Annotated in this window: 28 protein-coding genes, 1 tRNA gene and 1 other RNA gene; 15 read left to right on the top strand and 15 right to left on the bottom strand. The window is 68.4% G+C overall.

Going from position 1 to position 25357, the window contains the following annotated elements:
• Position 1: 1 nt before the first annotated feature.
• The 4 genes from MTS1_RS02555 to MTS1_RS02540 all read right to left on the bottom strand — a co-directional run bounded on the left by MTS1_RS02555 (position 2) and on the right by MTS1_RS02540 (position 3871).
• Entirely contained in the window at positions 2–1435 is a 1434-nt protein-coding gene (locus MTS1_RS02555) for an MFS transporter (RefSeq protein ID WP_023951140.1), read from the bottom strand.
• Positions 1425–2036, bottom strand: a complete 612-nt coding sequence (locus tag MTS1_RS02550) for a TetR/AcrR family transcriptional regulator (protein WP_023951138.1) — start codon at positions 2034–2036, stop codon at positions 1425–1427. The genes MTS1_RS02555 and MTS1_RS02550 overlap by 11 nt, the downstream gene beginning before the upstream one ends.
• Before the next feature lie 136 nt (positions 2037–2172).
• Positions 2173–2952 carry an ABC transporter permease gene (locus tag MTS1_RS02545; RefSeq protein ID WP_023951136.1) on the bottom strand — a complete coding sequence of 260 codons (780 nt, stop codon included), beginning with the start codon at positions 2950–2952 and terminating at the stop codon, positions 2173–2175.
• Positions 2942–3871, bottom strand: a complete 930-nt coding sequence (locus MTS1_RS02540; protein ID WP_023951134.1) for an ABC transporter ATP-binding protein — start codon at positions 3869–3871, stop codon at positions 2942–2944. The genes MTS1_RS02545 and MTS1_RS02540 overlap by 11 nt, the downstream gene beginning before the upstream one ends.
• Before the next feature lie 95 nt (positions 3872–3966).
• Here MTS1_RS02540 and MTS1_RS15970 point away from each other — a divergent pair, with 95 nt between their 5' ends.
• From MTS1_RS15970 to MTS1_RS02495, 9 genes are all read left to right on the top strand, one after another.
• Positions 3967–4593: a TetR family transcriptional regulator gene (locus tag MTS1_RS15970; protein WP_023951132.1), complete on the top strand. Its 627-nt coding sequence runs from the start codon at positions 3967–3969 to the stop codon at positions 4591–4593.
• Between the two features lie 89 nt (positions 4594–4682).
• Positions 4683–5858, top strand: a complete 1176-nt coding sequence (locus MTS1_RS02530) for a CpaF family protein (protein ID WP_370576206.1) — start codon at positions 4683–4685, stop codon at positions 5856–5858.
• Positions 5855–6718, top strand: coding sequence for a type II secretion system F family protein (locus MTS1_RS02525; protein ID WP_023951128.1), 864 nt, complete (start codon positions 5855–5857; stop codon positions 6716–6718). The genes MTS1_RS02530 and MTS1_RS02525 overlap by 4 nt, the downstream gene beginning before the upstream one ends.
• Entirely contained in the window at positions 6715–7632 is a 918-nt protein-coding gene (locus MTS1_RS02520; protein WP_023951126.1) for a type II secretion system F family protein, read from the top strand. The genes MTS1_RS02525 and MTS1_RS02520 overlap by 4 nt, the downstream gene beginning before the upstream one ends.
• Positions 7633–7662: 30 nt before the next feature.
• Positions 7663–7851, top strand: coding sequence for a hypothetical protein (locus MTS1_RS02515; protein WP_023951124.1), 189 nt, complete (start codon positions 7663–7665; stop codon positions 7849–7851).
• Position 7852: 1 nt separating this feature from the next.
• Positions 7853–8239 (top strand): TadE/TadG family type IV pilus assembly protein, encoded by a 387-nt coding sequence (locus MTS1_RS02510; RefSeq protein WP_023951122.1) that lies wholly within the window; start codon positions 7853–7855, stop codon positions 8237–8239.
• Positions 8214–8675, top strand: a complete 462-nt coding sequence (locus MTS1_RS02505) for a hypothetical protein (RefSeq protein WP_023951120.1) — start codon at positions 8214–8216, stop codon at positions 8673–8675. Before MTS1_RS02510 ends, MTS1_RS02505 begins: the two co-directional genes overlap by 26 nt.
• The gene (locus MTS1_RS02500; RefSeq protein ID WP_036304907.1) at positions 8672–9088 is read left to right on the top strand and encodes a pilus assembly protein TadG-related protein; all 417 of its coding nucleotides are present in this window, start codon (positions 8672–8674) and stop codon (positions 9086–9088) included. Before MTS1_RS02505 ends, MTS1_RS02500 begins: the two co-directional genes overlap by 4 nt.
• Positions 9089–9184: 96 nt before the next feature.
• On the top strand, positions 9185–10357 hold the full coding sequence (locus tag MTS1_RS02495; RefSeq protein ID WP_052007563.1) for a GAF domain-containing SpoIIE family protein phosphatase: 1173 nt from the start codon (positions 9185–9187) through the stop codon (positions 10355–10357).
• 20 nt (positions 10358–10377) lie between these two features.
• Here the strand turns inward: MTS1_RS02495 and opgC are convergent, their stop codons facing one another.
• The 6 genes from opgC to MTS1_RS02465 form a co-directional block, all read right to left on the bottom strand.
• Positions 10378–12879, bottom strand: a complete 2502-nt coding sequence (gene opgC / locus MTS1_RS02490) for an OpgC domain-containing protein (RefSeq protein ID WP_052007560.1) — start codon at positions 12877–12879, stop codon at positions 10378–10380.
• Positions 12864–13283 carry an ATP-binding protein gene (locus MTS1_RS02485; protein WP_023951113.1) on the bottom strand — a complete coding sequence of 140 codons (420 nt, stop codon included), beginning with the start codon at positions 13281–13283 and terminating at the stop codon, positions 12864–12866. The genes opgC and MTS1_RS02485 overlap by 16 nt, the downstream gene beginning before the upstream one ends.
• Entirely contained in the window at positions 13276–13617 is a 342-nt protein-coding gene (locus MTS1_RS02480; protein ID WP_023951112.1) for an STAS domain-containing protein, read from the bottom strand. Before MTS1_RS02480 ends, MTS1_RS02485 begins: the two co-directional genes overlap by 8 nt.
• A complete protein-coding gene (locus tag MTS1_RS02475; RefSeq protein WP_023951111.1) occupies positions 13614–15620 on the bottom strand; it encodes a glycosyltransferase family 2 protein in 2007 nt (668 codons plus the stop codon). The genes MTS1_RS02480 and MTS1_RS02475 overlap by 4 nt, the downstream gene beginning before the upstream one ends.
• Positions 15621–15711: 91 nt before the next feature.
• Positions 15712–16566, bottom strand: coding sequence for an endo alpha-1,4 polygalactosaminidase (locus tag MTS1_RS02470; protein WP_023951110.1), 855 nt, complete (start codon positions 16564–16566; stop codon positions 15712–15714).
• Position 16567: 1 nt separating this feature from the next.
• Positions 16568–17899, bottom strand: coding sequence for an MFS transporter (locus MTS1_RS02465; RefSeq protein ID WP_052007558.1), 1332 nt, complete (start codon positions 17897–17899; stop codon positions 16568–16570).
• Between the two features lie 25 nt (positions 17900–17924).
• On the opposite strand from MTS1_RS02465, the gene prfB reads away from it, so the two are divergent.
• The 4 genes from prfB to smpB all read left to right on the top strand — a co-directional run bounded on the left by prfB (position 17925) and on the right by smpB (position 21572).
• Positions 17925–19037, top strand: a complete 1113-nt coding sequence (prfB, locus tag MTS1_RS02460; protein ID WP_023951108.1) for a peptide chain release factor 2 — start codon at positions 17925–17927, stop codon at positions 19035–19037.
• Positions 19038–19118: 81 nt separating this feature from the next.
• A complete protein-coding gene (gene ftsE, locus MTS1_RS02455; protein ID WP_023951105.1) occupies positions 19119–20099 on the top strand; it encodes a cell division ATP-binding protein FtsE in 981 nt (326 codons plus the stop codon).
• A complete protein-coding gene (gene ftsX, locus MTS1_RS02450) occupies positions 20096–21010 on the top strand; it encodes a permease-like cell division protein FtsX (protein WP_023951103.1) in 915 nt (304 codons plus the stop codon). The genes ftsE and ftsX overlap by 4 nt, the downstream gene beginning before the upstream one ends.
• 85 nt (positions 21011–21095) lie before the next feature.
• Positions 21096–21572 carry an SsrA-binding protein SmpB gene (gene smpB, locus MTS1_RS02445; RefSeq protein WP_023951101.1) on the top strand — a complete coding sequence of 159 codons (477 nt, stop codon included), beginning with the start codon at positions 21096–21098 and terminating at the stop codon, positions 21570–21572.
• Between the two features lie 52 nt (positions 21573–21624).
• Here the strand turns inward: smpB and MTS1_RS02440 are convergent, their stop codons facing one another.
• Positions 21625–22287 carry an SIMPL domain-containing protein gene (locus MTS1_RS02440; RefSeq protein WP_023951099.1) on the bottom strand — a complete coding sequence of 221 codons (663 nt, stop codon included), beginning with the start codon at positions 22285–22287 and terminating at the stop codon, positions 21625–21627.
• A 132-nt stretch (positions 22288–22419) separates the two neighbouring features.
• Between MTS1_RS02440 and ssrA the strand changes: the two genes are divergently transcribed.
• Positions 22420–22789, top strand: a transfer-messenger RNA (tmRNA) gene (gene ssrA, locus MTS1_RS16235).
• A gap of 329 nt (positions 22790–23118) precedes the next feature.
• On the opposite strand, the gene MTS1_RS16670 is transcribed toward ssrA, so the two are convergent.
• The 4 genes from MTS1_RS16670 to MTS1_RS02425 form a co-directional block, all read right to left on the bottom strand.
• Entirely contained in the window at positions 23119–23277 is a 159-nt protein-coding gene (locus tag MTS1_RS16670; RefSeq protein WP_023951097.1) for a hypothetical protein, read from the bottom strand.
• 76 nt (positions 23278–23353) lie between these two features.
• Complete coding sequence (locus MTS1_RS02435; RefSeq protein ID WP_023951094.1) at positions 23354–23746, bottom strand: DUF4440 domain-containing protein; 393 nt, start codon at positions 23744–23746, stop codon at positions 23354–23356.
• Complete coding sequence (locus tag MTS1_RS02430; protein WP_023951092.1) at positions 23746–24306, bottom strand: hypothetical protein; 561 nt, start codon at positions 24304–24306, stop codon at positions 23746–23748. The genes MTS1_RS02435 and MTS1_RS02430 overlap by 1 nt, the downstream gene beginning before the upstream one ends.
• Positions 24303–25139, bottom strand: a complete 837-nt coding sequence (locus MTS1_RS02425; protein ID WP_023951090.1) for an inositol monophosphatase family protein — start codon at positions 25137–25139, stop codon at positions 24303–24305. Before MTS1_RS02425 ends, MTS1_RS02430 begins: the two co-directional genes overlap by 4 nt.
• Positions 25140–25233: 94 nt before the next feature.
• Between MTS1_RS02425 and MTS1_RS02420 the strand changes: the two genes are divergently transcribed.
• A tRNA-Lys gene (locus MTS1_RS02420) sits at positions 25234–25309 on the top strand.
• The last annotated feature ends 48 nt before the right edge of the window (positions 25310–25357 follow it).

Here is a 25357-nt window from a genome sequence, read left to right as displayed (position 1 = left end):
GTCAGCCTTTCGTTGCCGGGGTGACGGAGCGCGGCATGCGCATGGTGGCGAGGGCGACGGCGGCGATGAGGAACGCCGCGGCGCAGACTCCCCAGATCGTGATGTAGCCCTGGATCGACGAGTGCAATGCGCCCGTGGTCGTGAAGCCCGCGAGCACGACGGCGAACACGGCGCCGGCGGTCGAGCCGCCGAGCGTGCGGAGCGAGTTGTAGACGCCCGCTGCGATGCCCGTCGAATCGGTGGGAGCGAGCTCTGCGACGAGCGCGGGCAGAGCGCCGAGCAGCAGACCCATCCCGATGCCGTTGATCGCCGAGACCACGAAGATCTGCCAGAGGTGGTCGTGGAACGCGATCTGGACGAGCGAACCGGATGCTGCCGCGAGCGCCCCCGCGATCAAGACGGCTCGGATGCCGACCCGCCGGGCCAGCGGTGCGAATGTGGCCGCCCCGAGGGTGGCGAGGATCGTGACCACCGCGGTGACGGCGGAGGCGGTGCTCGCCGACGCGGCGAATCCGTAGCCCGTCTGCGCGGGATCGGCGGTGAGGAATGTCGTCGTCGGCGACTGCGCGCCGAACATCACCATGCCGAAGAGGAAGGCCGTGAGGTAGACGGGCCCGAGCCCGGGAGAGACGACGAGACGGAGGTCGATCGCAGGCGACGTCGTCCGCAGCTCCCATACGACCCAGACCGCGAAGACGACGAGCGCTGCGGCGAGAGTCGCGATCGTCAGGGGCGACGCGAAGCCGGACGTGGAGGCGAGGCGCAGCCCGAACAGCAGGAGGACCATGGCGAGGCCGATGCCGACGAAGCCGAGCACGTCGACCTTCGCCGCCGTGCGGGTGGTCGATTCGGGCACCTTGAAGAACACCGCGTAAGCGCTGACCGCGACGAAGACGACCGGCACGAGGAGGGTGAGGGTGAGGCTCGGCAGCACTGCGGAGAACAGACCGGCCGCAAGGGTCCCGAGGATCGCGCCACCGGTCAGGCACGACACGAGCAGACCGATCGAGGTACGAGCCGTCTCGCCCTTGATGCGGTTGTGGACGAGCGCGATCTCGAGCGGCAGCCAGACGGCGAGCGGGCCGACGAGGATCCGCGCGGCGAGCACGATCGGGTAGCTCGGCAGGAACGCCGTGACGAGGGTGCCGATCAGCACCGCGACGACAGCGATGCGCAGCATCCGCCGGTGCCCGAAGATGTCGCCCAGCTTCGACAGGAGTGGCACGCAGACGGCGGCCGCCAGCGTCTGAACGGTCAGGAACCACGTGATGTCGGCATCGGATACGCGAAGATGGCCGGCGATCTCGCCGAGGAGCGGGGCGTAGAACCCCTGGACGAAGCCGCTGGCGAGCTCGCAGAAGACGAGGAAGCCGACGACGGCGCGGACGCTGACCTTCGGCAGGGACTGGGTGAGGGGCGGGGATTCAGGAGGCATCGGGAACCTGTTCATCGGCGTCGGGCAGTCGACGGGGAGGGTGTGTCACGAGGGCGTCGATGATGTCGACGTAGTGGCGCTCATCGATGTGGATGCGCTTGACGGACTGCCGGTACAGGGTGAGCCCGGCGATCGTGTCGAGGAGGATGTCGTGGTCGACGTCCTCGGGAAGCTCGCCCCGGGCGATGGCGCGATCGATGATCTCGATGCCCTGTTGGCGACGGTGCTGGAAGAAGGTGTCCCACAGCAGCGGGAAGACCTCGGGCTCGAACATCGCGCGGAGCCCGTTGCTCTGTTCCGGCGAGAGCTCTTGGTTGCGCTGGTTCTGACGTGCGTGCTCGAGCAGGTCGGCGCGCACGTCGTCGTGGTCGGGCATGGCGCCGACCGCGACCTGCGACCGCAACACGGCGGCGACGAGCGCTCCCTTGTCGGAGTAGCGGCGGTAGATCGCCGTCTTCCCGCAGCCGACGGCCTTGGCGACCCGTTCGACGCTGAGCTGCTGATACCCGTGCGCGCCGAGGAGGTCGGCGGCGGTGACGAGGATGCGGCGGGTCAGATCCTCGTCGGTGGGTCGGCCCGGCTTCTCGGTCTGCGACGTCATGGCCACAACGATACGAAACGGTGTGTTTCGTTAGTGTTACGGATTGTTCACGATTCCGGCGTCGCCGACGCAACGGGATTGCGGCGGCGTGCCACGGGATCGGCGGCGGACTAGGCGCTGCCCAGCGCCGCGGCTATTACTTTCTCCTGCGGAGCGCGAGATAAGCCGTCGAGTATGCCGCCGTTGCCCATGCGGCCACGACGATGATGTTCACCACCTGGCTCTCGCCGGTCCAGAACGTCGCTTCGCGGATGATGTCTGCCATCGGCGCGAACGGAAGGAACTGGTGGAGTGTGACGGCCCACTCGGGAAGGCGCTCCGCGGGGTAGGTGATCGGTGAGAACAGCAAGCCTCCGATCATGATGACCTGCGTCACGAGAGACGTGGCACCCAGCGGCAACCAGAGCGCGATCGCATAGCCGATGCTCACCGCGGTGAATTGCGCAGAGAGGATCGCGGCCACGGCGAGCAGGTCGATGTGGATGTCGAGCCCGAAGCGCAGGAACGCGGCGAGCATTCCGACCGCGATCCCGGGCAACGCGGCGAAGCTCCAGACGACGGCGTCAGCGAGGAGGATCGCGGAGCGCGGAACCGGAAGGGTTCTCTGATAGTCGAGCAGGCCCTCCTGCTTCGAGGTGCTCATGATCTGCGGGGCGAGCACGCACCCGACGGCAATGATTCCCAGCGTCCAGGCGCCAGAGGAGAGATAGCGGGCCGCCTCGGCGCCGATGTTCGGGATCATCAGCGCGAGGCCGTAGACAATTGCGATGGCGAACAGGGCTTGCACCACGGTGAATGCCGGCAAGAGATACTTGTGCCGAGTCAAGCTCCACCGGACGAGACCCCACCAGCTACCGAGCCACGCGCGCCGGCGCGGCACGCTGATCGTCGGGGTCGTGAGAACGTCAACGGCCATGGGTGATTCCTTCGTAGAGGGTTTCGAGCGATGCCGGCGCGAGCGCATAGGTGTCAGCGGTGCCGGTATCGACCAGGTGGAGAACCCATTCGATTGCGGCGGGGATCTGCGCCGGCTCCAGGTCGAGTGTGAGCTGCCCGTCGTCGTCGACCATGTGCGCTGCGACCGGGGGAGTCGTCGTGACCTCGCAACCGGGATGGAGAGAAACGGTGAGGGTTGCGGTGCGCGCCTGTTGACGCAGTTGGCTCGGCGTGCTGTCGACGAGGACCGTGCCGTTCTGGAGCAACACGTACCGGTCGGCGGCGCGCTGGACTTCGACCAGGTTGTGCGTGACCACCACGACGGTATGTCCGTCATCGGCGAGCCGGCGCAGATGCCGCCAGATCAGCGGGCGCCGGATCGGGTCGACGTCGTTTGTGGGCTCATCGATCAACAGCACGGGTGGGGGCGCGATCACCGCCATCGCGAAGGACGTCAGTCGACGCAGGCCGCCCGAGAGCTTCTCACCGCCGGTGTTCTTCCAGGGCTCGATGTCGAGCGAATCGATCAAGCCGAGCGCCGCGGTCTTCGCATCTGATCCAGAGAGGCCCCTCAATCGGGCGATTGACGTTATCGCCTGCCACGGTGTCACGCCAGTCAGCGGAGCGTGCATCTGCGGCATCATCGACGCGACCCGGCGTGCGGTGTCCGGTGACGCAATGAGCGAGGTTGCTCCGTACCGGATGTCGCCGGAGGTGGGTTTCACCGCCCCGATGATCTGGTTGAGCAGCGTGGTCTTCCCTGCCCCGTTGTGACCGACCAGCGCGACGAGCTCACCCGGACGGAAGGTCAGACTGACGGCCTGATTCGCCGCGGTACCCCCTCGCTTGTAGATCTTGGTGATCTGCTCCAGCGAGAGGGCGTCGGTGCCAGCTGCCATGCGTCTCATATTCAGATACTGGCAGTATTTGAAATCCGGATCAACGGGTCGACGGTATCGAAGGCGGCTGATCGCGCTGCTCTAGGATTCGACGCATGACACGGACGACCCGCGATGAGCGGCGGCAGCGGAACAGGACGCTGTTGCTCGAGGCGGCAGAGCGGATCTTCGCCGCGCGCGGCGTCGCAGGCGCCTCTCTCGACGACGTGGCGCTGGAAGCCGGACTGACGAAGGGGGCGGTCTACTCCAACTTCCGCGACAAGGGTCAACTGATCCTGGAGGTCATCCGATACCGCCAGGCGCTCTCGCCGGAGGCACAGGAATTTCGTGCCACGCTCGATCGGGCGACGAATGACGATGAACGACTCGAAGCGTGGTGCGATATCTGGATTCGCACGGCGAGAAGCGGCGATCGCGCCAGCTACGCGCGGTTGGTCTTCGACTTCATCCCATATGCGCTGCGGGATGACCGACTGACGGCGGGGTTCCTCGAGTTCATATCGCCGCCAGACGACATCCCGGCCGATGCGTCTCCGATCCCGGCCGATAGCAGGTTCGCGCGAATAGCTCCTGCGGATCAGTTCCGCATCCTGACGGCCATCGACCTGGGCTTGTCTGCGCTGGCCCTTTTCGACCCGGAGAACGTGAGACCCGAGCTGTACAGGACGGCAGTGCTGTCGCTCGCGCGGACGCTTCACGAGGTCCGGGATCAGGAAGAGTAGCGCTCGCTCGCCGTCGCCAGGTTACGTAGTCAAGCCGGCCCTGTGGAAAGTCACGACGGGCTGACGAGATAGCGACCACGATGCTGCGGGTGAGCATTTCCCTCTCTTCCGCATCCGGGTCCGAGCCGCCTGATCTGCCTCCCGAGACGCGGATCGCGTGCCGTCTGCGCGATCGGCTGCGGTCGGAGGGCATCGATCCTGCGGAGCGCCCGGACGAGGTCGAGCGCGTCGCGGCCGCGGAGGTGCAGCGACACAACGACTTCGCTCTGGCACGCGGGCTCGAAGCCGTCGACGACGAGTCCGCTGCGGTGCGCCGCGTGCTGGCATCCGTGGCCGGTTACGGCCCTTTGCAGGCTCTCCTGGACGATCCGAGCGTCGAGGAGCTGTGGGTAAACGCTCCCGACCGCATCTTCGTCGCGCGCGGCGGCCGAAGCGAGAGGGTCGCTCTGACTCTGACCGAGGGGCAGGTGCGCGACCTGGTCGAGCGGATGCTGCACGCGACTGGGCGCCGCGTCGACTTGAGTCAGCCGTTCGCCGATGCCTCGCTTCCGGACGGCTCGCGGCTTCACGTCGTCATCCCCGACATCACCCGCCATTGGTCCGTGAATGTCCGCAAATTCCTCCGCACGTTCCACACGCTCGACGACCTCGTGGCGGTCGGGTCGGTGACGGTGGAGGCGGCGGACATCTTGCGCACCGCGATCGCGAGCGGACGGAACATCATCGTGTCCGGTGCCACTCACGCGGGTAAGACGACAATGCTCAGCGCTTTGATGGCGACGAGTCCGCCCGAGCAGCGTGTCGTCACGGTGGAGGAGACGTTCGAGCTCGCCGTCGATCTGCCCGATGTCGTCGCCCTGCAGGCCCGTCAGCCGAGCCTCGAAGGCGGGGGAGAAGTGACGCTGCGGCGCCTCGTGAAGGAGGCGTTGCGTATGCGACCGGACCGTCTCATCGTGGGCGAGGTGCGCGACGCGGAAGCTCTCGACTTGATCCTCGCACTCAACACCGGCGTTCCGGCAGCCGCGACCGTCCACGCCAACTCCGCGGCGGATGCGTTGCGGAAGCTCTCGGTCCTCCCACTTCTGGCCGGCCGGAACATCGACATCGAGTTCGTGCGCGACGCGCTCGCGGCGTCCGTCGACCTCGTGGTCCACTGCGAGCTCTTGAGCTCGGGCCGCCGCCGCGTCGCCGAGATCGTGTCTCCCACCGGGGCGGTGGTCGAGGGCGTTATCGCGACGCGCTCGGTCTACCGGAGCCGGACGTGATCCTGCTGTGGGGTGCCAGCCTCGGCGCGGGACTTCTGCTGATCGTCTCGCCGTGGCTGTCGCCTCTGACGGCCAAGACTGCGGCGACACCCGGTCCGTCCCGGCGATTCGGTCGCGTCCTCCTCGAATCCTCCGGTTTCGCGCACGCGCCGGTGAGCGGGCTCGCCGCCGTATCGGTCGGGGTCGCGGTGCTCGCCGCCGCGGCTGCATGGCTCGTGACATCGCTGCCTGTGGTGGCCATCGTCGCCGGGGGCGCCGGGGCGCTCCTGCCGGCGGCCTGGCTACGATCCCGCGCGCGGCGACTGCGGAGAGCTCGCCGAGGACTCTGGCCCGACGTCTGCGACCTCCTCGTCGCATCCGTTCGAGCCGGGATGCCTCTCGGTGACGCCGTCGCATCGATAGCGGAGAACGGGCCACCACCCCTTCGGCCCGCGTTCCACGGGTTCGCACGAGATCTCGCTGCCTCCGGTCACTTCGACACCAGTGCGGCGCGTCTGCAGGCGATGCTCGCCGACCCTGTGGCCGACCGCATCGTGGAGACGCTCCGGATGGCCCGGCAGGTGGGCGGGACCGAGCTCGTCCCGGTACTGAGGGCGCTGTCGACCTCCGTCCGCGCCGATGCGGCCCTGCGCGCGGAGGTGGAGGCGCGGCAGTCGTGGATCCGCGGCGCGGCCGTGCTCGGCTTGGTCGCGCCCTGGGTGGTGCTGACGCTCCTGGCCCTCAGACCGGAAGGGGCACGCGCGTATGCCTCGGGTGAGGGAGCGGTCCTCATCGTGGCTGGGGCCGCGGTGTCCTTCGTCGCGTACCGGCTCATGCTGCGGATCGGTCGGCTGCCGGAACCGCGGAGGTGGGTGCGATGACCGCCTTCTCCGACCTCGCCCTCGCCATCATCTGGGGGACTGTTCTGGCAACCGGGGTTCTCCTCACCGTCGCGGGGATGCCGCGTTGGGCGGGACCTCCGCTGGAGCGACGCATCGCGCCCTACCTGCGCGACATCGCCGACCCGATGGGCCTGACTCCATTGCATCCGGGATCCTCGTGGCAGAGGCGCCTTCTCACCTGGGTCTCTCGGCTGGGCGCGCGAGTCGGCGGATCAGACACGGTGCGACGGCGGCTCCTGCGGGCCGGCTGGTCCGTCTCTGCCGAGGCGTTCCGCCTGCGGCAACTCTTCGCCGGCCTCGGAGGTCTCGCGATGGGAACCGCGATCACGATCGTCGTGGCGATTCGCGGCGATGCGAACGGAGCGACGCTGCTGCTGCCGATCGTCTTCGCCGGCGCCGGAACGCTCGCGGCCCACACGATGCTCGCGCAGGCCGCGGAGAAGAGGATGCGGCAGGTGCGAGAAGAGGTGCCCACGGTGCTGGAGTTCCTCGCGCTCTGCCTCTCTGCGGGCGAGAGCCTCAACGATGCGCTCCGCCGCGTCAGTGATGTGGGAGCCGGCGAACTGACGCGTCACCTCCGTGCGGCGGTGCTCTCGGCCAGCACCGGGTCGACCCTGATCGATGCCCTGCGCGACATGGCACGCTCCCTCGACGTGGCGAGTATCGATCGCGCGGTCGACCAGCTCGTGGGAGCCATCGAACGTGGCGCCCCGTTGGCGCAGGTCCTGCAGACCCAGGCTGCCGATGCGCGCGAGGACGCGAAGCGGGTTCTGATCGAGCAGGCCGGGCGCAAGGAGATCCTCATGCTGCTTCCCCTGGTCTTCCTCGTGCTGCCTCTCTCGGTCCTGTTCGCGGTGTTCCCCGGCATCGTGATGCTGCGCCTAGGGCTGTGAACCACATTCAGAACGAAGAAAGGAAAAGCGATGAGACGAACCGTCACGATGGTCCGAGGCGCTGCACGAGATCTCCGGGATGACGAGCAGGGCGATGTTCCCGGTTGGGTGCTCGTCACCCTCATGACGGCGGGGCTCGTCGTCGTCATCTGGGCGCTCGCCGGGCCCGCGCTGTCGAACCTGTTCGAGCAGGCCATCGCGCGAGTGTCCGGACTCTGACATGGCGTTCGCTCTCGACGACCGCGGGTCGAGTCCGGCGGAGTTCGTGATGGTCGGAGCGCTGCTGACCCTGCTGACCCTGGGGGTCATGCAGCTCGCTCTCGCCGTCTACGTCCGGGGGGTCGCTCACGACGCGGCGGTCGAAGGCGCGTATGACGCTGCGCTCGCCGACGTGACCGACGGAGAGGGAGCCGCGCGCGCCCGGGAGATCGTCGATCGGACGCTTGGGCCGGGGGTCGTGCAGGATGTCCAGACGCGGCGCACTGCAGTCGATGACGCGGTGATGGTCCAGGTGACGATGCGGCTCACTCTGCCGCTCGTCGGATTGACGGGCATCCCGGCAGCGTGGGAGGTGACCGCGCATGCGCCTGCGGACGACGGGGAGTGAGCAGCACCGCGCTGAGGACGGATCGGCGTCGCTCGAGTTCCTGACTGCCGGGCTCATCCTGCTCGTCCCCGTCGTATACCTGATCGTGTCGCTCGGCATCGTGCAGACTCACACGTTCGCCGCCCAGGCGGCGGCGCGGCACGTGGCTCGCGCGATCGCGACAGCGAGCGACGTCGCTCAGGCCGACGCGCGCGCCGATGACATCACGCAGGCGATCGCCGCCGAGTACGGGATGGCGACGGACGATCTCGCGCTCGCCGTCTCGTGCGACGGGGCTGGTCCGTGTCCGCGTCCGGGGGAGACGTTCCGCGTCACCGCGGAGACCGAGGCGACGCTTCCGCTCGTGCCTCCCGTGCTCGGCCTCGACCGGCTCGCCCGTGTTCCGATCGAGGCGACCGCGGTGCAACGGATGCCGCGGCTGTGGGGCGCGCCATGAGGCGACACCACCGGCTGGGCGACGAGGGGAGCGTGCTGCCGCTCACACTCGGATACGCTCTGCTCGCCATCGTGCTCGTCCTCCTCAGCGCCGACGCTATGAGCCTGTATCTCGCCCATAAGCGGGCAGACACCGTCGCGGACGCCGCGGCTCTGGCCGCCTCCGACGGGTTCGAGTTCTCGGTCGAACAGGGCTCGCCGCGCGCGCTCCTCGACCCGGCTGGTGTCCGTGACCTCGCCGCCCAGGTCGTCGCGGCATCCGGTGACGTCACGCTGGTCGACGCTGCCACTCCCGACGGGGTGTCGGCGCGAGTCACCGTGGCGACGGTGTGGCATCCGCCCGTGTCATCGATGTTCGTGCCCGACGGCGTGCGGGTCGAGGCGACTGCTACGAGCCGGACCGTGCTGCGCTGAGTCCGCGACGCGCAGCGATCGCGCAACCTCCTTCCCGGAGGAATCGGCGCTGGCTAGGGTCGGATGACCGGCTATGCGTGGAGGGGGAGCCCGCTCATGACCCAGCAGCTCGATGTCAACGACGACGCGGTGACGCGCCTCGGTCTGATGGACACGGCCCCGGAGGAGCGCTTCGACCGCATCACGCGGCTCGCTCGCGAGATGTTCGATGTCGACTACGCCGTCGTGAACGTCGTGAACTCCGAGACCGTGTTCACCAAGTCGCAGCCGGCGGAGTCCGACTTCCGGCACACCCCGATCGAGGACTCGTTCTGCGGCGAGGCCGTCAAGCAGCCCGCCGTACTCGAGGTGCGCGACGGCCGCGCCGACCCGCGGTTCGCCGACCGCGCGATCGTCGCCGAGCACGGCATCCGCTTCTACGCGGGCTTCCCGATCCACACCGACGCGGGAGAGACGGTCGGCACACTCTGCCTGCTCGACACCGCGCCCCGTGATCTCAGCGACGCCGACCGCGAAGCGTTCGAGCGCTTCGGCCTGTGGGCTCAGGCCGAGATGCGCATGGACGATCCCGGTGCGTCCGGAGCCGTGCCCGTGCCCGCCGCGTCCAGCGCCCCGGCCAAGCGCGACGACCGTCTCGCAGCGGGAGAGGTCCGGCTCGCAGCCCTGGCGATCCCGTACGGGCAGGTCAGCGGCGACCGGAGCAGCTGGCAGCAGGTCGGAGACCGCATCATCGTCACCCTCGCCGACGTCATGGGCAAGGGCGAGGAGGCCGGCGGGTTCGCGGAGGAGCTGATCGGTGCGCTCCAGCAGCGCGCTCACCTCGACCCGGTCGAGGCGATGCTCTCGGTCGAGGACTATGCCCGGCACGACAAGCGCTATCGCGAGACCTTCGCCACCCTGTTCCACGCGGTCATCGAGACCCGGAGCGGCCGGGTGGCCTACGTCGATGCGGGGCATGGGCTCACGTTGCTTCTCCGTGCCGACGGCACGAGCGAGCGTCTGACTTCACGCAACCTTCCGCTCGGCCTGCGCCCATCCGACGCCGAGTGGGAGGCCGGCGAGACGGTGGTCGGTCACGGCGACCTCATCGTCTCCGTCTCGGACGGTGCCCTCGATGCCTACGACTCGACACTCGACAGCCTGCGTCTCATCGGCGAAGACCTCCGCCGCGCCACGGAGCCCGACGCCTTCTTCGACGAGCTCTCGATCCGCGTCTCCGAGCACGTCGTCGACGATGACGTGACGGCCGTGGTCGTCTCGGTGCGCTGACCACGGCCGTCCGGACGTCGTCAGCGGGGGATCACCGAGAACAGGAACCGTTTCCGCACCATCAGGTAGATCACCGCGATGACCGCGGTATGGATCAGCGTTCCCTGCCAGAAGCTCTGCCGATCGAGCCCGGGGATGTTCGCCACGGCGAGCACGAAGAACACGTGCACGATGAAGACGTACAGGCTCGCCTGCCCCAGCGGGATCCAGAGCCACCCCATGACCGCGTTGATCGGCTTCCAGGCCACCGTGAGCACGGCGTAGCTGCAGGTGATCACGAGAACGAGGTCGAGCAGACGCCCCCAGTGCAGATCGATCCGCGGGTAGCCCGAGTCGTACAGCATCCCGTAGAGGCCGGCAGGGAAAGGGGCCGGCTCGAACCCGAAGCTGTCGCCCGCCCAGAGATAGACCAGGAACCCGGCATAGCCGACGACGAAGAGCCCGACGAGGATCTTCCCCGGTGTCGAGGTGAGCGCCCCGATGATCTGGCGCCGGTAGTACCCGATCACGAGTCCGTGTGTGAAGAGCACCTGCCAGGCCAGCAGCGGGAAGACCGCGTTGAACTGCGACGGCAGGGGTGACAGCTCCGGCATCGTGATGTGGAGAGCGTAGAGACCCCAGCTGCCCGCCAGCACGAGCCACCACAGGCGCCGGCGGATGAGCCACATGAGCCCGGGATAGGCCAGGCTCAGCACGACGAACAGCCCCATGATGTTGAAGGGCCACGGTCCCATCTCGAGCAGCAGCAGCTGTCTCACCGCGTACCAGGGCGGCGGGTAGTCGAGCAGGCGGTCGGCGTTCGGGTAGAGGTCGTACACGCGGCCGGTCGTCGCTTGACCGTCCTCGCCGGTGCCGCGGTCGGTGAACGTCATGATCGCCGAGGCGTCGATGAATGGCACGAAGCTGACGATGAAGATCAGCAGGATGACGGCGAGAGCGACCAGGTACTGCTTCCGTGCTCGCGCCCACGCAGCGAGAGCTGCGCCCCATTCCCCGCTGCGTTTCACTGCGGCGGGGAAGACCATGCCGAGGACGACGCCGCTCAGCAGGACGAAGAGCTCGGCGCCCGTGATGGCGCCGATGATGTTCAGCGAAGCGAACGAGTAGGGGCTCAGCACCTCGATGTGGGTGACGACGACCACGATGATGACGAAGCCCCGCATCATGTCGATGCGCAGGTCGCGAGTCGCGGAATCATCGGGATAGCGCCACGACGGCAGCATCCGGCCCACGATCCCCGATACGAGGAATGCGATGGCGAGCACGGCGGCCGCGGCGGTGATCCAGTTCATCTCGTCGTTGCCCTCGCGCACCTGCACAGTGCTGGCCGAGGCCTGCTCGGGGGTGATCACGTCAGTGATCGGACTCCACTGCACCTGCCCGGATGCCGCGAGGTCGGCGCGGAACGCGCTCGCGAGCTCACCCGAGGCGGTCAGGCGCCAGTCGACCTCCTGCGCGCCGGCCTCGGCCTCTTCGCGCACCGCCTCGAGCCAGGTGACCGCGGTGATCCGCGGATGATCGGGCAGCTCGGCGAGCACCTGGCGCCACCAGCCCTGCTTGACGGCGAGCTCGGTGTCTCCGTCGAGTGAGAAGTCGTAGAGCGCGCCGGTGTCGAGCAGAAGGTCCCGGCTCTCGCCCGACGCGAACCTGTCGTAGAAGGCCTCCGCCTGCGGCACGGTGTAGCCCCACTGCTCGTCCAGGCGCGCGGCCACCTCACCCTCATCGGGAGCGCTGTTCGACACGAGCGGCACGTCGCGACCCGCGGCAGCACCCGACTCGCCCTTGCCGAAGTAGAACATCGTCAGACCCACCCGGTCGACGGCATCCGCGTCGGGGAAGTAGGGGCCGTACGGGTCGTCGGCCTCGGTCAGCAGACCGTCCGCGTCGGTGTCGAGCGCCCGAAGGTCACCGGGGGAGAGATCGTCGAGGCGACCGTCCGCGCGCTCGAACGGGTAGCCCGCACCGTACGAGGGGGCCCAGACCATCTCGGCGCCCGAACCGCCGTCGTGGACGACGTCGGCCACGGCCTCGAAGGCGCGCACGAACTCACGCGGCTGCTGCCCCCACGAGGTCCACGAACCGTTCATCTCCGGGGCGAAGCGGACGAGGTGGTGCGTGTCGTAGTCGCCCTGCACCTTCTCGAGCATCGCGTTGAACGCCGCGGCATCGTCGCGCGTCAGGTCCGCGAGGGGAACGCGCGGCTCCATGCTCAGGACGAGGACGGCGCCCTGGGCAGCGGCCGCCGTGGCTGCGCGAGACCAGTCCTGGCGGGCTCTGTCATCGAGCGGGTACGCCAGGCGGATGGCGTAGGTCGCGGGCGTCTCGCCGAGCCGGTCGGCGTATCCGTCCGGACCGTCGGAGCCCCAATCGAGCTCCGGGCCGAACCAGAGCCCGTCCTGCGTGACGGGCGCGGGCACGGAGGTGTCGGCGACGGCCGCGGGCGCCGCGAGGAGAGCGCCGGCGGCGGCGAGGATCAGGGCGGCGAGCGTCCGCCTCAGGTGCCGCGTCACTCGCGGCGGCACTCGAGACTCCACACGTTGCGCCCGTTCTCGTAGCGGTAGTCGACGGAGTCGACGCTCGCGAGCGCGAGAGCGAGCCCGCGGCCATCCTCGGAGTCGGCGTCGGCCATCGTCACCGCGCTGAGGTCGAGTTCGGCGGGCTGCGCGTCATCCTGGAAGGTCGCCGTCAGTGCCTCGGGGGTGGCGCGCAGGTCGAGCGTGAAATGCCGCCCCTCGGCACCGTGCGCGGCGACGGAATGCTCGACGATGTTGCCCGCGATCTCGATGACGGCGATTTCGAAGGCGAAACGCGTGCGCGGGTCGACGTCGCCCGCCTCCTCCCACCAGGATGCGAGCAGATCGTGGACCGCCTCCACACTCTCGAGAGAGACATCGGCGACGAGCGACCGGTGCGCGACCTCAGCCATCGAGGGCGTCCTGCACGGTGGCGCGCGGCCGGAGCACGCGGTCGAGGTTCGTCAGGCCGAGCACCATGGTGACCTGTTCGCTCGGCGCGGCGAGTCGGAGATCGCCACCACCTTGCCGAGCGGTCTTGAGGCAGGCCACGAGGGCGCCGAGGCCCGATGAGTCGATGAAGGCGACGTCCGACAGATCCACGATCACGGGCGATTCGCCCGCCGCGGCGATCTCCTCGCTCACCCGCTCGCGGAAGGGGCGGGCCGAGACCATCGTGAGTCGACCGTGGGGGCGGACGACTCGACCGTTCTCGCGTACGTCGATATCGAGGTCCAGCATGGTCATGTCTCCTTCAGTTCCAGATGTGCCGGTGGCCGGTAGAGCACGGCGCGGATGATGATGCTGAAGACCATCAGGTCGTACAGCACCCAGACGATGTTGATGAGCGGCGCGATGCCCTGGGCCTGCCCGACGGCATAGCGGATGGCGACGGCGACGAGCGACAGGACGAGCGCTGCCATCGCGATCAGCTGCGGCTTCACGAGATCCCACCGTGGGCTGTCCTCGGTGGCGCGCGTCTTCGGGGTGACCGCGAACCCGAGGGCACGACCGCGGTAGACGTTCGCGAATGCCGTGGTCACGGAGCGGATCCAGACGGGGAAGAGAGCGAGCGAGTACTGCGCGCCGCGCCAGGTGGGGCGTCCGTTGGCGACGACGAGGAAGAGCAGCTGATTGAGGAGGAAGAAGGGGATGAATCGCGCGAAGAAGTCGACGCTCCAAGCCTGAACCGGCATGACGCCGAACGTCAGGTAGAGCACCGGCGCGGCGATGTAGACGATCCCGGCGAAGCCCGCCAGGTAGCTCCACATCGTGCCGAAGTACATGATCCGCTGCCCCCAGCTGAGGCTGCGTTGCACGAGAGGGTTCTCGCGGAACATCACCTGCATGGTGCCCTGCGCCCACCGCAGCCGCTGCGTCAGCATCGTCGGCAGGTCTTCGGGCGCGAGTCCCTCGGCGAGCACCTCGTCGTGATACACCGACTTCCAGCCGAGGCCGTGCAGCCGCATCGAGGTCGCCATGTCCTCCGTGACCGAGATGGTCGCGAGAGGCATGATCGCCTGGGCCTCTTCATCTCGTCCGACATCGAACGCCGAGACGAGCATGCTGATCGACTCGAGCGCGGCCAACGGCGACAGGCTCCGGTCGCCCAAAGCATCGAGGGTGACCTCGTCGATGACGGCGAGGGCCTCGGTGTCCGCGGTCAGCTCGGCGAGGGCGCGCAGCTCTTCGCGGACATCGGACATGTCCTGGTCGGCGAGCTCGCGGCGGACGCGGTCGATCCGACTCTGGAAGGCGTAGGTGACATCGGCCAGTGCGTCACCACGCGCGATCTCCGCCTTGACGTCGTCGAGCGCTGCGGCGACGGTGTCGAGCGCGGCCGCGATGCGCGGGTCGGCGCCGTGGTCCCGGCGCGCGCGGGCGAGCACGCGACGGGAGGAGCGGACGCCGCGGTTGACGGCGAGCGTGACTTCGTCGACGTACCGCGAGACGCCGAGCTGCATCAGGGCCTCGCGGCGCAGGATCGCATTCGAGCCGCAGAAGAATGCCGCGTTCCACCCGTCCTTCGACTGCTGGATCGGGCCGTAGAAGAGCGGAGCCTGGCTGCCGAGCGGATCGCTCGGCGGAACGTTGACGAACCACTGCGGCGTCTGGACGAGAGCGACCTTGTCGTCCATGAACCAGCCGAGCGTACGGTCGAGGATCTTCGGCGAGGGCACCTGATCGGCGTCGAGGATGAGCAGGAACTCGCCCTCGGTGACCATGAGGGCGTTGTTGATGTTGCCGGCCTTCGCATGGCGTGGGCGGTCGCGCCATGCCTGCGACCGGGTGACGACGCCGATGCCCTCGGCCTCCGCGAGACGGCGGAGCTCGGGCCGGTCGCCGTCGTCGAGGATCCAGGTCTCGTGCGGGTAGTCGATCGCTTGGGCCGCACGCGCCGTGCGCATGACGAGGTCGAGCGGTTCGTTGTAGGTGGTGACGAGGACGTCGACCGTGACGTCGCGCGTCAGGGGCGGCGCATCGTGGCGCTCGCGCAGCCGCCAGGCGCCGACGGCGAAGATGAGCGAGTCGATGAGGCTGTATGTCTCGGCGAGGACGAGGGGCAGGGCGATCCACCACGCCTCCCAATTCACGGAGGCGAGCCAGCGCCAGACGATGTAGTTCACGCCGGAGATCGCGGCGAGCAGCACGACGAGCCGGATCAGCGCGAGGCGCCTCGCCGTCCGCTTCGACTGGCGCGCCACCTCGCGCCGTGTGCCCTCGCGGCCCAGCGTCGTCTCGAAGACCATCGATCTCCCTCGGTCGAAAGCAACGCTGTCAGCACCGTGTCGCGGCGTGAAACGGGTTGCGCCATGAACGACGTTCAGACCAAGATTCGCCTCAGCAATGCATCGCTACATGCTCAGGATAACCTCGCACGGTCAGGTCCCTGTCGCGCAGCACGACGGAAGGCGGGGTCTCCGGATCGGCGCACATCTCGTCCCAGGTGCGTGGAAGATTGTCGGTGTACTCGATGTCGACGACGGCCTCGCCATAGACCTCGGTGTAGCGGGAGCACTCGAGGTAGGCGGCGCATTCCTCGACGACGGCGAAGTCGAAGCCCGCCTCGTCGCGGAGCTGCCGAGCGAACTCCGCCGCATTCTTCTGACCTGCGGCGAGACCCGCGTCGTGGGCTACGTCGACGTAGGCGGCGGCGAGCGCCAGATTGCCGTCGATGTCGAGCATGCCCTCGGAGCGCGTGAAGGAATCGAGGTTGTCGAACTCGACCGCGTCGAACCCGGACTCGGCGCAGCCGCGGATCCAGGGGGAGACCAGGGCGAGGATGCGCTCGCGTTTGTCGGCCGTCGATGAATCGATCAGCACCTCGTCGGGCCAGTCCGGATCGATGAGGGGCTCGCCGTCGACTGTCACGAGCAGATCGTCATCCCACAGGTCGCGTTCTGCCGGCTGCGTCTGGAACCCGTTCACGTAGCAGATCGAGTAACGGTCCGGTGCGGGCTCCGCTGTGCGGTCGCGGCCGACGATCTCCACGTCCTCGCCGGGCGGGTACTCTCCGCCCAGCTGGTAGTCCGGCTTTCCGCCGACCGGCGGCAGTATGACGTCGACGGCGCGCGCGGACTCGGCGACCGCCCCCTTCGCATCCCCGTGCCCGGGGATGCCGACGGCGCAGCCGGACAGGACGCCGGCGACCAGGATGGCCGAGCCGGCGGCCGCGAATCGGCGCACGACGAGCATGCTACGCGGGGTCGTCACGGTCGTCGGGGCCGCCGTCCGGGCCCTCGGGATCACGGTTGATCCGGGTGCGCGGGACGAAACGGGGGACCCACCGGATGAACCCCAGAGCGCCGACGAGACCGAACGCCCCCATGACGGCGGCGGCGGCCGGCAACGAGGCGACGGCGGTGATCCCGGAGACCAGCAGCGGGGCGGCGGCACCGCCCGCATCCGTGAGCGTGCGCCAGGAACCGAGGAACGGCGCCGGGTTCGCCGTCGGCGCCACATCCGCGCCGAGCGTGAGGAGGATGCCGCTCGAAAGTCCGTTCCCGACCCCCAGCACGGCGGCGAAGAGGGCGAACCAGAGCTCGGGCTGCGCGCTGGCCGCGGTGAGCGCGAGGGCGATGAGGCCCGCACTCATGAGGAGCATCGCGGGGAGGGCCGCCCACAGGCGACCGAAGCGGTCCATGACCTGGCCGCTGGCGTAGAACAGCGCGAAGTCGATCGCACCCGAGACGCCGACGACCAGTGCGATCGTCGAGCCGTCCAGCCCGATCGCCACGCCCCACAAGGGGAGCAGGACCTGACGCGTGGACCGCAGCGCCGACAGCGACGCCGCCGCGACACCGAGGCGCGCCAGCACGTCGCGGTTGCGCCAGGCGGTGCGGACGACGCCGGTGCCGGGGGCGCGGCGCGTCCGGACAGGCGCCGTCGTGATCGCTTCGCCCTCGACGGTCCGTGCGATGGCGGGCGGCGGACCCAGCCGCTTCTCGGGTTCGGGTCCGAAGGCGACCAGAGCGATCATCGCGACGAGGCACACCCCGAAGAACCAGATCGTGGCGTGCTCGTCGCCGAACGCCCACAGGAGCGCAGCGGCGATGAAAGGCCCGACGAACATGCCGAGGCGGAAGCTGCCGCCGAGCAGCGACAGCGCCCGAGCGCGGAAGGTGAGGGGCACCCGAGTGGTCATGAACGCGTGACGGGCGACGCCGAAGGCCGCCGCGCAGATGCCGATGACGAAGACGGATGCCGCGAACACCCCCAGCACGGGAGCGAAGGCCATCGCAGCGACACCGACGAGCGCGAGCAGCCCCGCGATGATCATGGTCGCCCGCTCGCCGATGCGGGCCACGGCCCACCCAGCGGGCAGATTGCCGCACAGCTGGCCCACCACGAGTGCGGCGGCGACGAGTGCCGAGGTGGCGACGTCAGCGCCCAGTTCGGTGGCGATGACCGGGATGAGGGGGATGACGGCGCCTTCACCGAGCCCGAACAGGGTCGTCGGTCCGTAGATCATCGGGGCGAGGCGCCAGAGAACGCGGCGGATCGGTTCGTTCTCGTCGCTGGCTCCCATTGCTTCCACGATACTCTGGAGTGCCATGCTCGAATTCGATATCTCCGCCGACATCCAGGCCCTGCGCTCCACGTTCGCCGACATCCAGGCGGTGGTCGACGTCGAGGCTCTTCGGGCCGAGATCGCCCGCCTCTCCGAGGAGGCCGGCGCGCCGGATCTCTGGGATGACGTCGAGAAGGCGCAGAAGGTCACCAGCGCGCTCAGTCACCGCCAGGCCGAACTCAAGCGCGTCACCGAGGTCGAGCGCCGACTCGACGACCTCGACGTGCTCGTGGAGCTCGCGATCGAGATGGACGACGAGGAGTCGGCCGAAGAGGCGCGCAAGGAGCTCAAGCAGCTCGAAGAGGTCATCGGTCAACTCGAGGTGCAGACGCTCCTGGACGGCGAATACGACGACCGCGCGGCCGTCGTGACGATCCGCTCGGGCGCGGGTGGCGACGACGCCACCGATTTCGCCGACATGCTGCTGCGCATGTACCTGCGCTGGGCCGAGCGCCACAAGTACCCCGTGAAGGTCATGGACACGTCGTACGCCGAGGGCGCAGGCATCAAGTCGGCCACGTTCGAGGTCGACGCCCCCTACGCATACGGCACGCTGTCGGTCGAGGCCGGAACGCACCGCCTCGCGCGCATCAGCCCCTTCGGGTCGGCTGACAAGCGCCAGACGAGCTTCGCCGCCGTCGAGGTGATCCCGGTGATGGAGGAGGCCGTCGAGGTCGACGTCCCCGAGAACGACATCCGCGTCGACGTATTCCGATCGTCGGGCCCCGGCGGGCAGTCGGTCAACACCACCGACTCGGCTGTGCGCATCACGCACATCCCCACCGGCATCGTCGTGTCGATGCAGAACGAGAAGTCGCAGATCCAGAACCGTGCCGCGGCCATGCGCGTCCTGCAGACCCGACTCATGCTCCTGCAGCGCGAGGAAGAGGCTGCGAAGAAGAAGGAGCTGGCGGGCACCATCACCGCAAGCTGGGGCGATCAGATGCGCTCCTACTTCCTCTACGGCCAGCAGCTCGTAAAGGATCTGCGCACCGGCCACGAGGTCGGCAACCCCTCGACCGTCTTCGACGGCGATCTCGACGGGTTCATCGCTGCGGGCATCCGGTGGCGCAAGCGCAAGGACGACGACGCCTGATCGAGTGCTGAGGCGCGGATGCCGCGGCGCGCGGGTGTCGCGGCGTGGTTGCGCGGGGGAGCCGCTTAGGCTCATCGAGTCATGATCCGGTTCGAACACGTCAGCAAGCGGTATCGCGGCACCTCGAAGCCCGCGCTCAGCGACGTCGACTTCGAGATCCAGCGCGGCGAGTTCGTCTTCCTCGTCGGCGCTTCCGGATCGGGCAAGTCGTCGTGCCTGCGGATGATCCTGCGCGAGGATGTCGCTTCCGAGGGGCGTGTCGTCGTGCTCGGCCGCGACCTCCGCGGTCTCTCGACGCGCAAGGTGCCCTACTTCCGTCGCCACATCGGCGCCGTCTTCCAGGACTTCCGGCTGTTGCCGAACAAGACCGTCTTCCAGAACGTCGCGTTCACCCTGCAGGTGATCGGGTCGTCGCGCGCCTTCATCTCCCAGGCGGTCCCCGAGGCGCTCGCACTCGTCGGCCTCGCGGGCAAGGAGAAGCGACTCCCGCACGAGCTGTCGGGCGGTGAGCAGCAGCGCGTCGCCATCGCGCGCGCGATCGTCAACCGTCCGCAGGTGCTGCTGGCCGACGAGCCGACGGGAAACCTCGACCCGGCGACATCCGTCGACATCATGCAGTTGCTCGCGCGGATCAACGCCAACGGCACGACGGTCGTGATGGCCACCCACGAGGCCGGCTTCGTCGACCAGATGCAGCGCCGCGTGATCGAGCTGAGCGGTGGCGTGATGGTCCGTGACGAGGTCGGCGGCGGTTACGGCGACACGTCGGCTCTCCCGAGCCTGGCCCCCGAACCGGTCCGCGGCGCCGCCGCCGTCGCCGCGCTCACAGCGGTCCTCGAACTGCAACGCGAGATCGCCGAGACGCCGCCGACCGCGCACGTTCCCGTTCCCGACGAGCCCGAGGCGCCCGCCGAGCCGCCGCCACCGGTGGGGGAGACGCGGGCCATCCCCATCGTCGCCCCCGACATCGACCTCGCCGGCCTCGGGCTGCCCGACGTCGCCAAGAAACTCGGGCTCGGCGATCGCGATGACCGCAGCGACGAAGTGGGGCCCACGTCATGAGAGTCGGCCTGATTCTCGGCGAGGCCCTGACCGGTCTGCGCCGCAACGCGTCGATGGTCATCTCCGTCGTGCTCGTCACCTTCGTCTCGCTCACGTTCGTGGGCGCGGCGATGCTCATGCAGATGCAGATCAGCAAGACGAAGGACTACTGGTCCGAGCGGGCGCAGGTCGCGGTCTACATGTGCCGCGAGGACGCCACGGTGCAGAACTGCGCCGATGGCGCCGCGACCGACGAGCAGATCGCCGCCGTCGCCGAGCGTTTGGAATCGCCCGCGCTGCAGAGCGTCGTGCGTGACGTCCGCTTCGAGACAAGTCAGGAGGCGTACGACAACGTCCTCTCCCTCATGGGACAGGATTACGCCGAGTTCGTCAGCCCAGAGCAGCTGAACAACACCTACTGGGTCAATCTCGCCGACCCGTCGCAGAGCGATGTCATCAGCGAGGCGTTCAAGGACTTCGACGGGGTCGAGGAGGTCGCGAACCAGCTGCAGTACCTCGACCCGTTGTTCTCGGCGCTCACCGTTGCCACATACATCGCGGTGGGCATCGCCGGCTTGATGCTGATCGCCGCAGTGCTCCTCATCGCGACGACCATTCGGCTGTCGGCATACGCGCGTCGGAGAGAGCTCGGCATCATGCGCCTCGTCGGAGCCTCCAACCGTTTCATCCAGACACCGTTCATCCTCGAGGGCGTGTTCGCGGCGCTCATCGGATCGGCGCTCGCGAGCGTCGCGATCATCGCGATGGTTCAGGTCGGCGTCGGCGACTATCTGTCGTCGCAGATCGACTTCGTCACGAGCTGGGTGAACCTGGGGGACGTCGCGTTGGTCGTGCCCGCGGTCATCGTGATCGGTGTCGTGCTGGCGGCCGTCTCGGCCGGATTCGCCATCCGGCGGTGGTTGCGCGCCTGACATCAGGTCGCGGTCGGGTCGAGCACCCGGCCGGCGTGCCCTTAGACTGTAGGGCTGCGCCAGTGCACCAGGAAGGAGGCGCGTCATGCCGAAGGAACAGGGCGAGAAGCTCGTCGCGAGCAACAAGCGCGCCCGTCACGACTACGCCATCGAGAAGACGTACGAGGCCGGTCTCGTGCTGACCGGCACCGAAGTGAAGTCGCTGCGGCAGGGCCGGGCCAACCTCACCGATGGCTACGCCTACATCGACAACGGTCAGGCCTACCTGGACGCCGTGCACATCCCCGAGTACTCGCAGGGCCACTGGACGAACCACGCGGCCAAGCGGACGCGCAAGCTCCTGCTGCACAAGGAGGAGATCGTCAAGCTCTCCCATGCTGTCAGCGCGGGGGGCTACACGCTCGTGCCGCTGCGACTGTACTTCTCGGACGGCCGCGCGAAGGTCGAGATCGCCGTCGCGAAGGGAAAGCGCGAGTTCGAGAAGCGCCAGACCATCCGCGAACGCGAGGACAAGCGCGAGGCCGAGCGCGCCATGCGCACCCGTAACCGCCTCGGGGAGTGACGGCATCCGCGATGGCCCGAGGCTGACCGCCGTGCGGTTCGGCCTGGCCTCGTCATCGAGCCCGGAAACGGGCCTCCACCGCGGCCGTCACGACGATCTCCGCCGGGCGGAGCTCGACGCCTCCGGATGACGCATCGGCCGACATCGTGGCGGCGCGCGCGAACATCGGGGCTGCGGGCGGGGTGTCGGCGCCGCTGAGCAGGCCGACGTCGGCGATCTCGACGGGCTCGACGGCTCCGTGCCCGAGCGCGGTCGCATAGGCGGATGCCCGCGCCACAGCGACGCCGACTGCCGAGGTGGCGACCTCGCGTTCGATCGTCGCTCGCGTGGCGGGGGAGAGCTGCCATTCGACGTTCGAGACGCGCATCCCCGCGTCGTCCGAGAGCAGCGCTACCCATTCGGCCAACGCCACGAAGTCATCGAAGGTGGCCAGGAGGTCGATCGTGGCGTGGTGCACCGGCGCGAGCTGGTTCCCTGCGGGGGTCCACGGCCGGTCCGACCAGGTCGACACCGACCCGCTCGACCAGTTCGAGACCACCCCGGCCCGAGTGAGCTCTTCGAGGCGGGTGCGCAGCGGTGCGATCGTCGCGGTGGCCCGGGCGACGACGGCGGTTCGCTCGGGACCATCGGCGGAGGCGGCGGCCGAGACGATCGCGACCTCGGGCGAGACGCGCCGCTCGGCCTCGCCGCGGACGGAGATGAGGATGTCTGCCATGGTCTGACTCTAGGCGCGGTGGTCGGGAATGGCGCAGGATGCCGATCGGTTGTAGTCTGTAGTGCTCGGGTGCTGCGGCATCCGGTTTGGTAACTCCACAGTGTGACAGCGGCCCTTCGTCCGAAGGCTCATGGGGATGATCGGTTTCGACATCGCCTGTGTGTCGGCGAGAAGCGGGCCGAGGATGCAGGGTTATCTCGTTAACGATCTCTGCAAACCAATAAGTGCCGAATCCAAGCGCACTGACTTCGCCCTCGCTGCATAAGCGAGCCCGATAGTCCGTCAGACCGTGTGTGATCCCGCCACGGACCCTGGCGTCATCTAGGGATCTTGCTGCGTGACGGCGTCCGGACGTCACGCGGGACTCTTCCCGGACTGGGCCCGTCGACTTATGTGTCTGTACTGAAAGTCGGGGCCGAGCAGAACGCCTCTACAGACTGCGCCCGGAGAAGACGCCGTATCTCAGCGATGGACGGGGGTTCGATTCCCCCCATCTCCACCACTGCCGCTGTCACAGCACGAAGCCCCCGCATCCCTGACCTCAGGAGATCCGGGGGCTTCGGCGTTCCCGGGCTGAGGTTGCCCCGTCCTGACCCGAATCAGGCGGGGCACGCGCACCGCGTACCCCCCCAAATGCACCCGGCGCACGTGTCTCCTTTCGGAGCAGCGCGAGGGTCGGATTGCTGCGACTCCGATTCGCCATCGCCATCCGCATGGGCGGGTGCCGGCTTTCCAGCTTCTGGAGTCCGTGCCCAGAGGGGCGGAGCTCAGCGGAAGGTACGGCGAAGGCCCCCGCCCTCAGCTGGGCGGGGGCCTTCGCCGTTCGGGTGATCAGGTCTTGTTGCGAATCGAGCGCATGAGCCAGGCGATGACCGCGATGAGGATGAGCGCGATGCCAACGAACAGCAGGAACTTCACCGCTTCGACGAAGATTCCCGTGAACAGCAACGCGATGCCGATGATGATGAGGATGATCGCAAGTGCAGGCATGTCTCGATTGTGACGCGCACCGGGCTTCGGCGCAGGTCCTTGACCTCGCGCCGCGCAGACTCTATGGAGACGACGCCTACGGACGTGCGTCGGCCGATGACTGTTCGGTGCCTTGATGGAAGCGCAGCGCCAGGGTGTCACCCGACGTGGCCCAGACGGACGAATGCCGGCTGATCCGCGTGCCGGCGATGAGACGATACGTGACGAGCACCGTGTCGACGTCGAGGCGCTGGATGACCCACTCGTCCGTCTGCGGAGTGTCTCGGGTCGCTTCCTCGACGAGTTCGACGAGGAGATCGGACCGCGTCCACAGGCGACCGGATCGACCGATCTCGGTGAAGTCCGGGTGGATGAGCTGTCGCAGGCGTCGCGCGTCCTGGCGGACGGCACTCGTGAGCAGGTCGCGCTCGGCGTCGCGGATACGGCCGGCCAGGTCGTCGGCTACGCCGACGGCTTCGAGCTCGTTCATCAACGTCGCTCGATGACGACGAGGCCCTGCTTCACGTCGGCGACCTGAGCATAGCCGTCACCGAAGAAGTAGGTGACGCCGTAACCGTCGGCGTCGATGTTGAGCGCGAAGGACGGGTCTTCGGTCAGGTAGACCCCGCCGTCGCCCTCTTCGCGGATCCACCCCTGAGACTCGAGGGTGCGCTCGGCATCCGTCGTCTCGGCGGCGGTGAGCGGCGCCCATCCGAACTGGAGGATGTTGCCGCCGGGCTCGGCAGCGTTGGTCCAGGTGCACGAGACGCCCGCGTCGATCTGCATCTCGCCGATCATGAACGGCCCCTGCTGATACTCCCAGCCCTGCGACTGCAGTTCTTCGAGGCTCGCCTCTCGGATGATGTTCTCGCAGGTCGGATCGGGCAGGGCGGGCTCGGAAGCGGTGGCCTCGGGCGTCGCGACGGGCGACGATGGTACGGCTTCGGGCGGAGCGGTCTCGGCGGGTTCGGGGGCGGAGCACCCGGCGAGCAGCATCAGGATCATCGCCGAGCCGGTCGCAAGGGCCAGGGGTGTGTGCCGCCGGGTCATGCGTCGCCGTCCTTGCGAGAGAGCAGTTCGAGGAAGGTGTCGTGGAGGACGCCGTTGGTGGCGAGAGATGAGCGGGTCGACAGGGTTTCGGCCCCGTCGATGTCGGTGAAGCGTCCGCCCGCCTCGCTCACGATCGGGACGTGCGCGGCCAGGTCGTATTCTTTCACGCCGAACTCCGCTACGAACTCCAGTCGCCCTTCCGCCAGGAGCATGTACGGCCACGCGTCACCGTAGCCGCGGTCACGCCAGACGCGCCGCGACAGAGCGAGCAGCTGCTCGCCGCGACCGACCTCGTCCCACTGATGGATGCTCTGGAAGCTGATGCTCGACTGCGCGAGGTCGTCGATCGGCGACACCGCGATGCGCCGGGGGGTCGTGTCGCCCGGGACGTTCGTCCATGCGCCGTGTCCGGTCGCGGCCCACCACCGGCGGCCGATCGCCGGCTGGCTGACGACACCGACCCGCGGCACGCCGTCCACAGCCAGCGCGATCAGGGTCGCCCACATCGGGATGCCCTTGAGGTAGTTCGCGGTGCCGTCGATGGGGTCGATGATCCACTGGCGACGCGCGTCTCCGGTGGCGCCGTACTCCTCACCCAGCACGCTGTCGTCGGGTCGCTCCGCGCCCAGGAGCTCGCGGATCGCGCGTTCTGTGGCGAGGTCGGCCTCGGTCACGTGCGACGCATCCGCCTTCAGCTGCACGTCGAGGTCGGCCGCGTCGAACCTGGCCATGCTCACCGCGTCGGCGGCATCGGCCAGGCGGAGCGCGAGAGCCAGGTCGTCGGCCAGGGCGCCTGCGAACGGCGCTGTCGGATCCGGTGTGGTGGGGGTCACGGCTCCAGGATACGACGCGCCGGAGCCCTCGATTGGCGCGATGACGCGAAGTGGGGTAACGTTTCTCCTCGGTTCGCTTCACTGCGAACAGCCTGCACCTCTAGCTCAATCGGCAGAGCAACTGACTCTTAATCAGTGGGTTCTGGGTTCGAGTCCCAGGGGGTGCACCAGCACGAAGGCCCCGCAACTCTCGCCAGTTGCGGGGCCTTCGTGTGTTG

This window comes from Microbacterium sp. TS-1 (assembly GCF_000509385.1).
GTDB classification, from domain to species: domain Bacteria; phylum Actinomycetota; class Actinomycetes; order Actinomycetales; family Microbacteriaceae; genus Microbacterium; species Microbacterium arborescens.
Note: the sequence above shows the minus strand (reverse complement) of the source record. Positions and strands in the feature narration are given on the sequence as shown.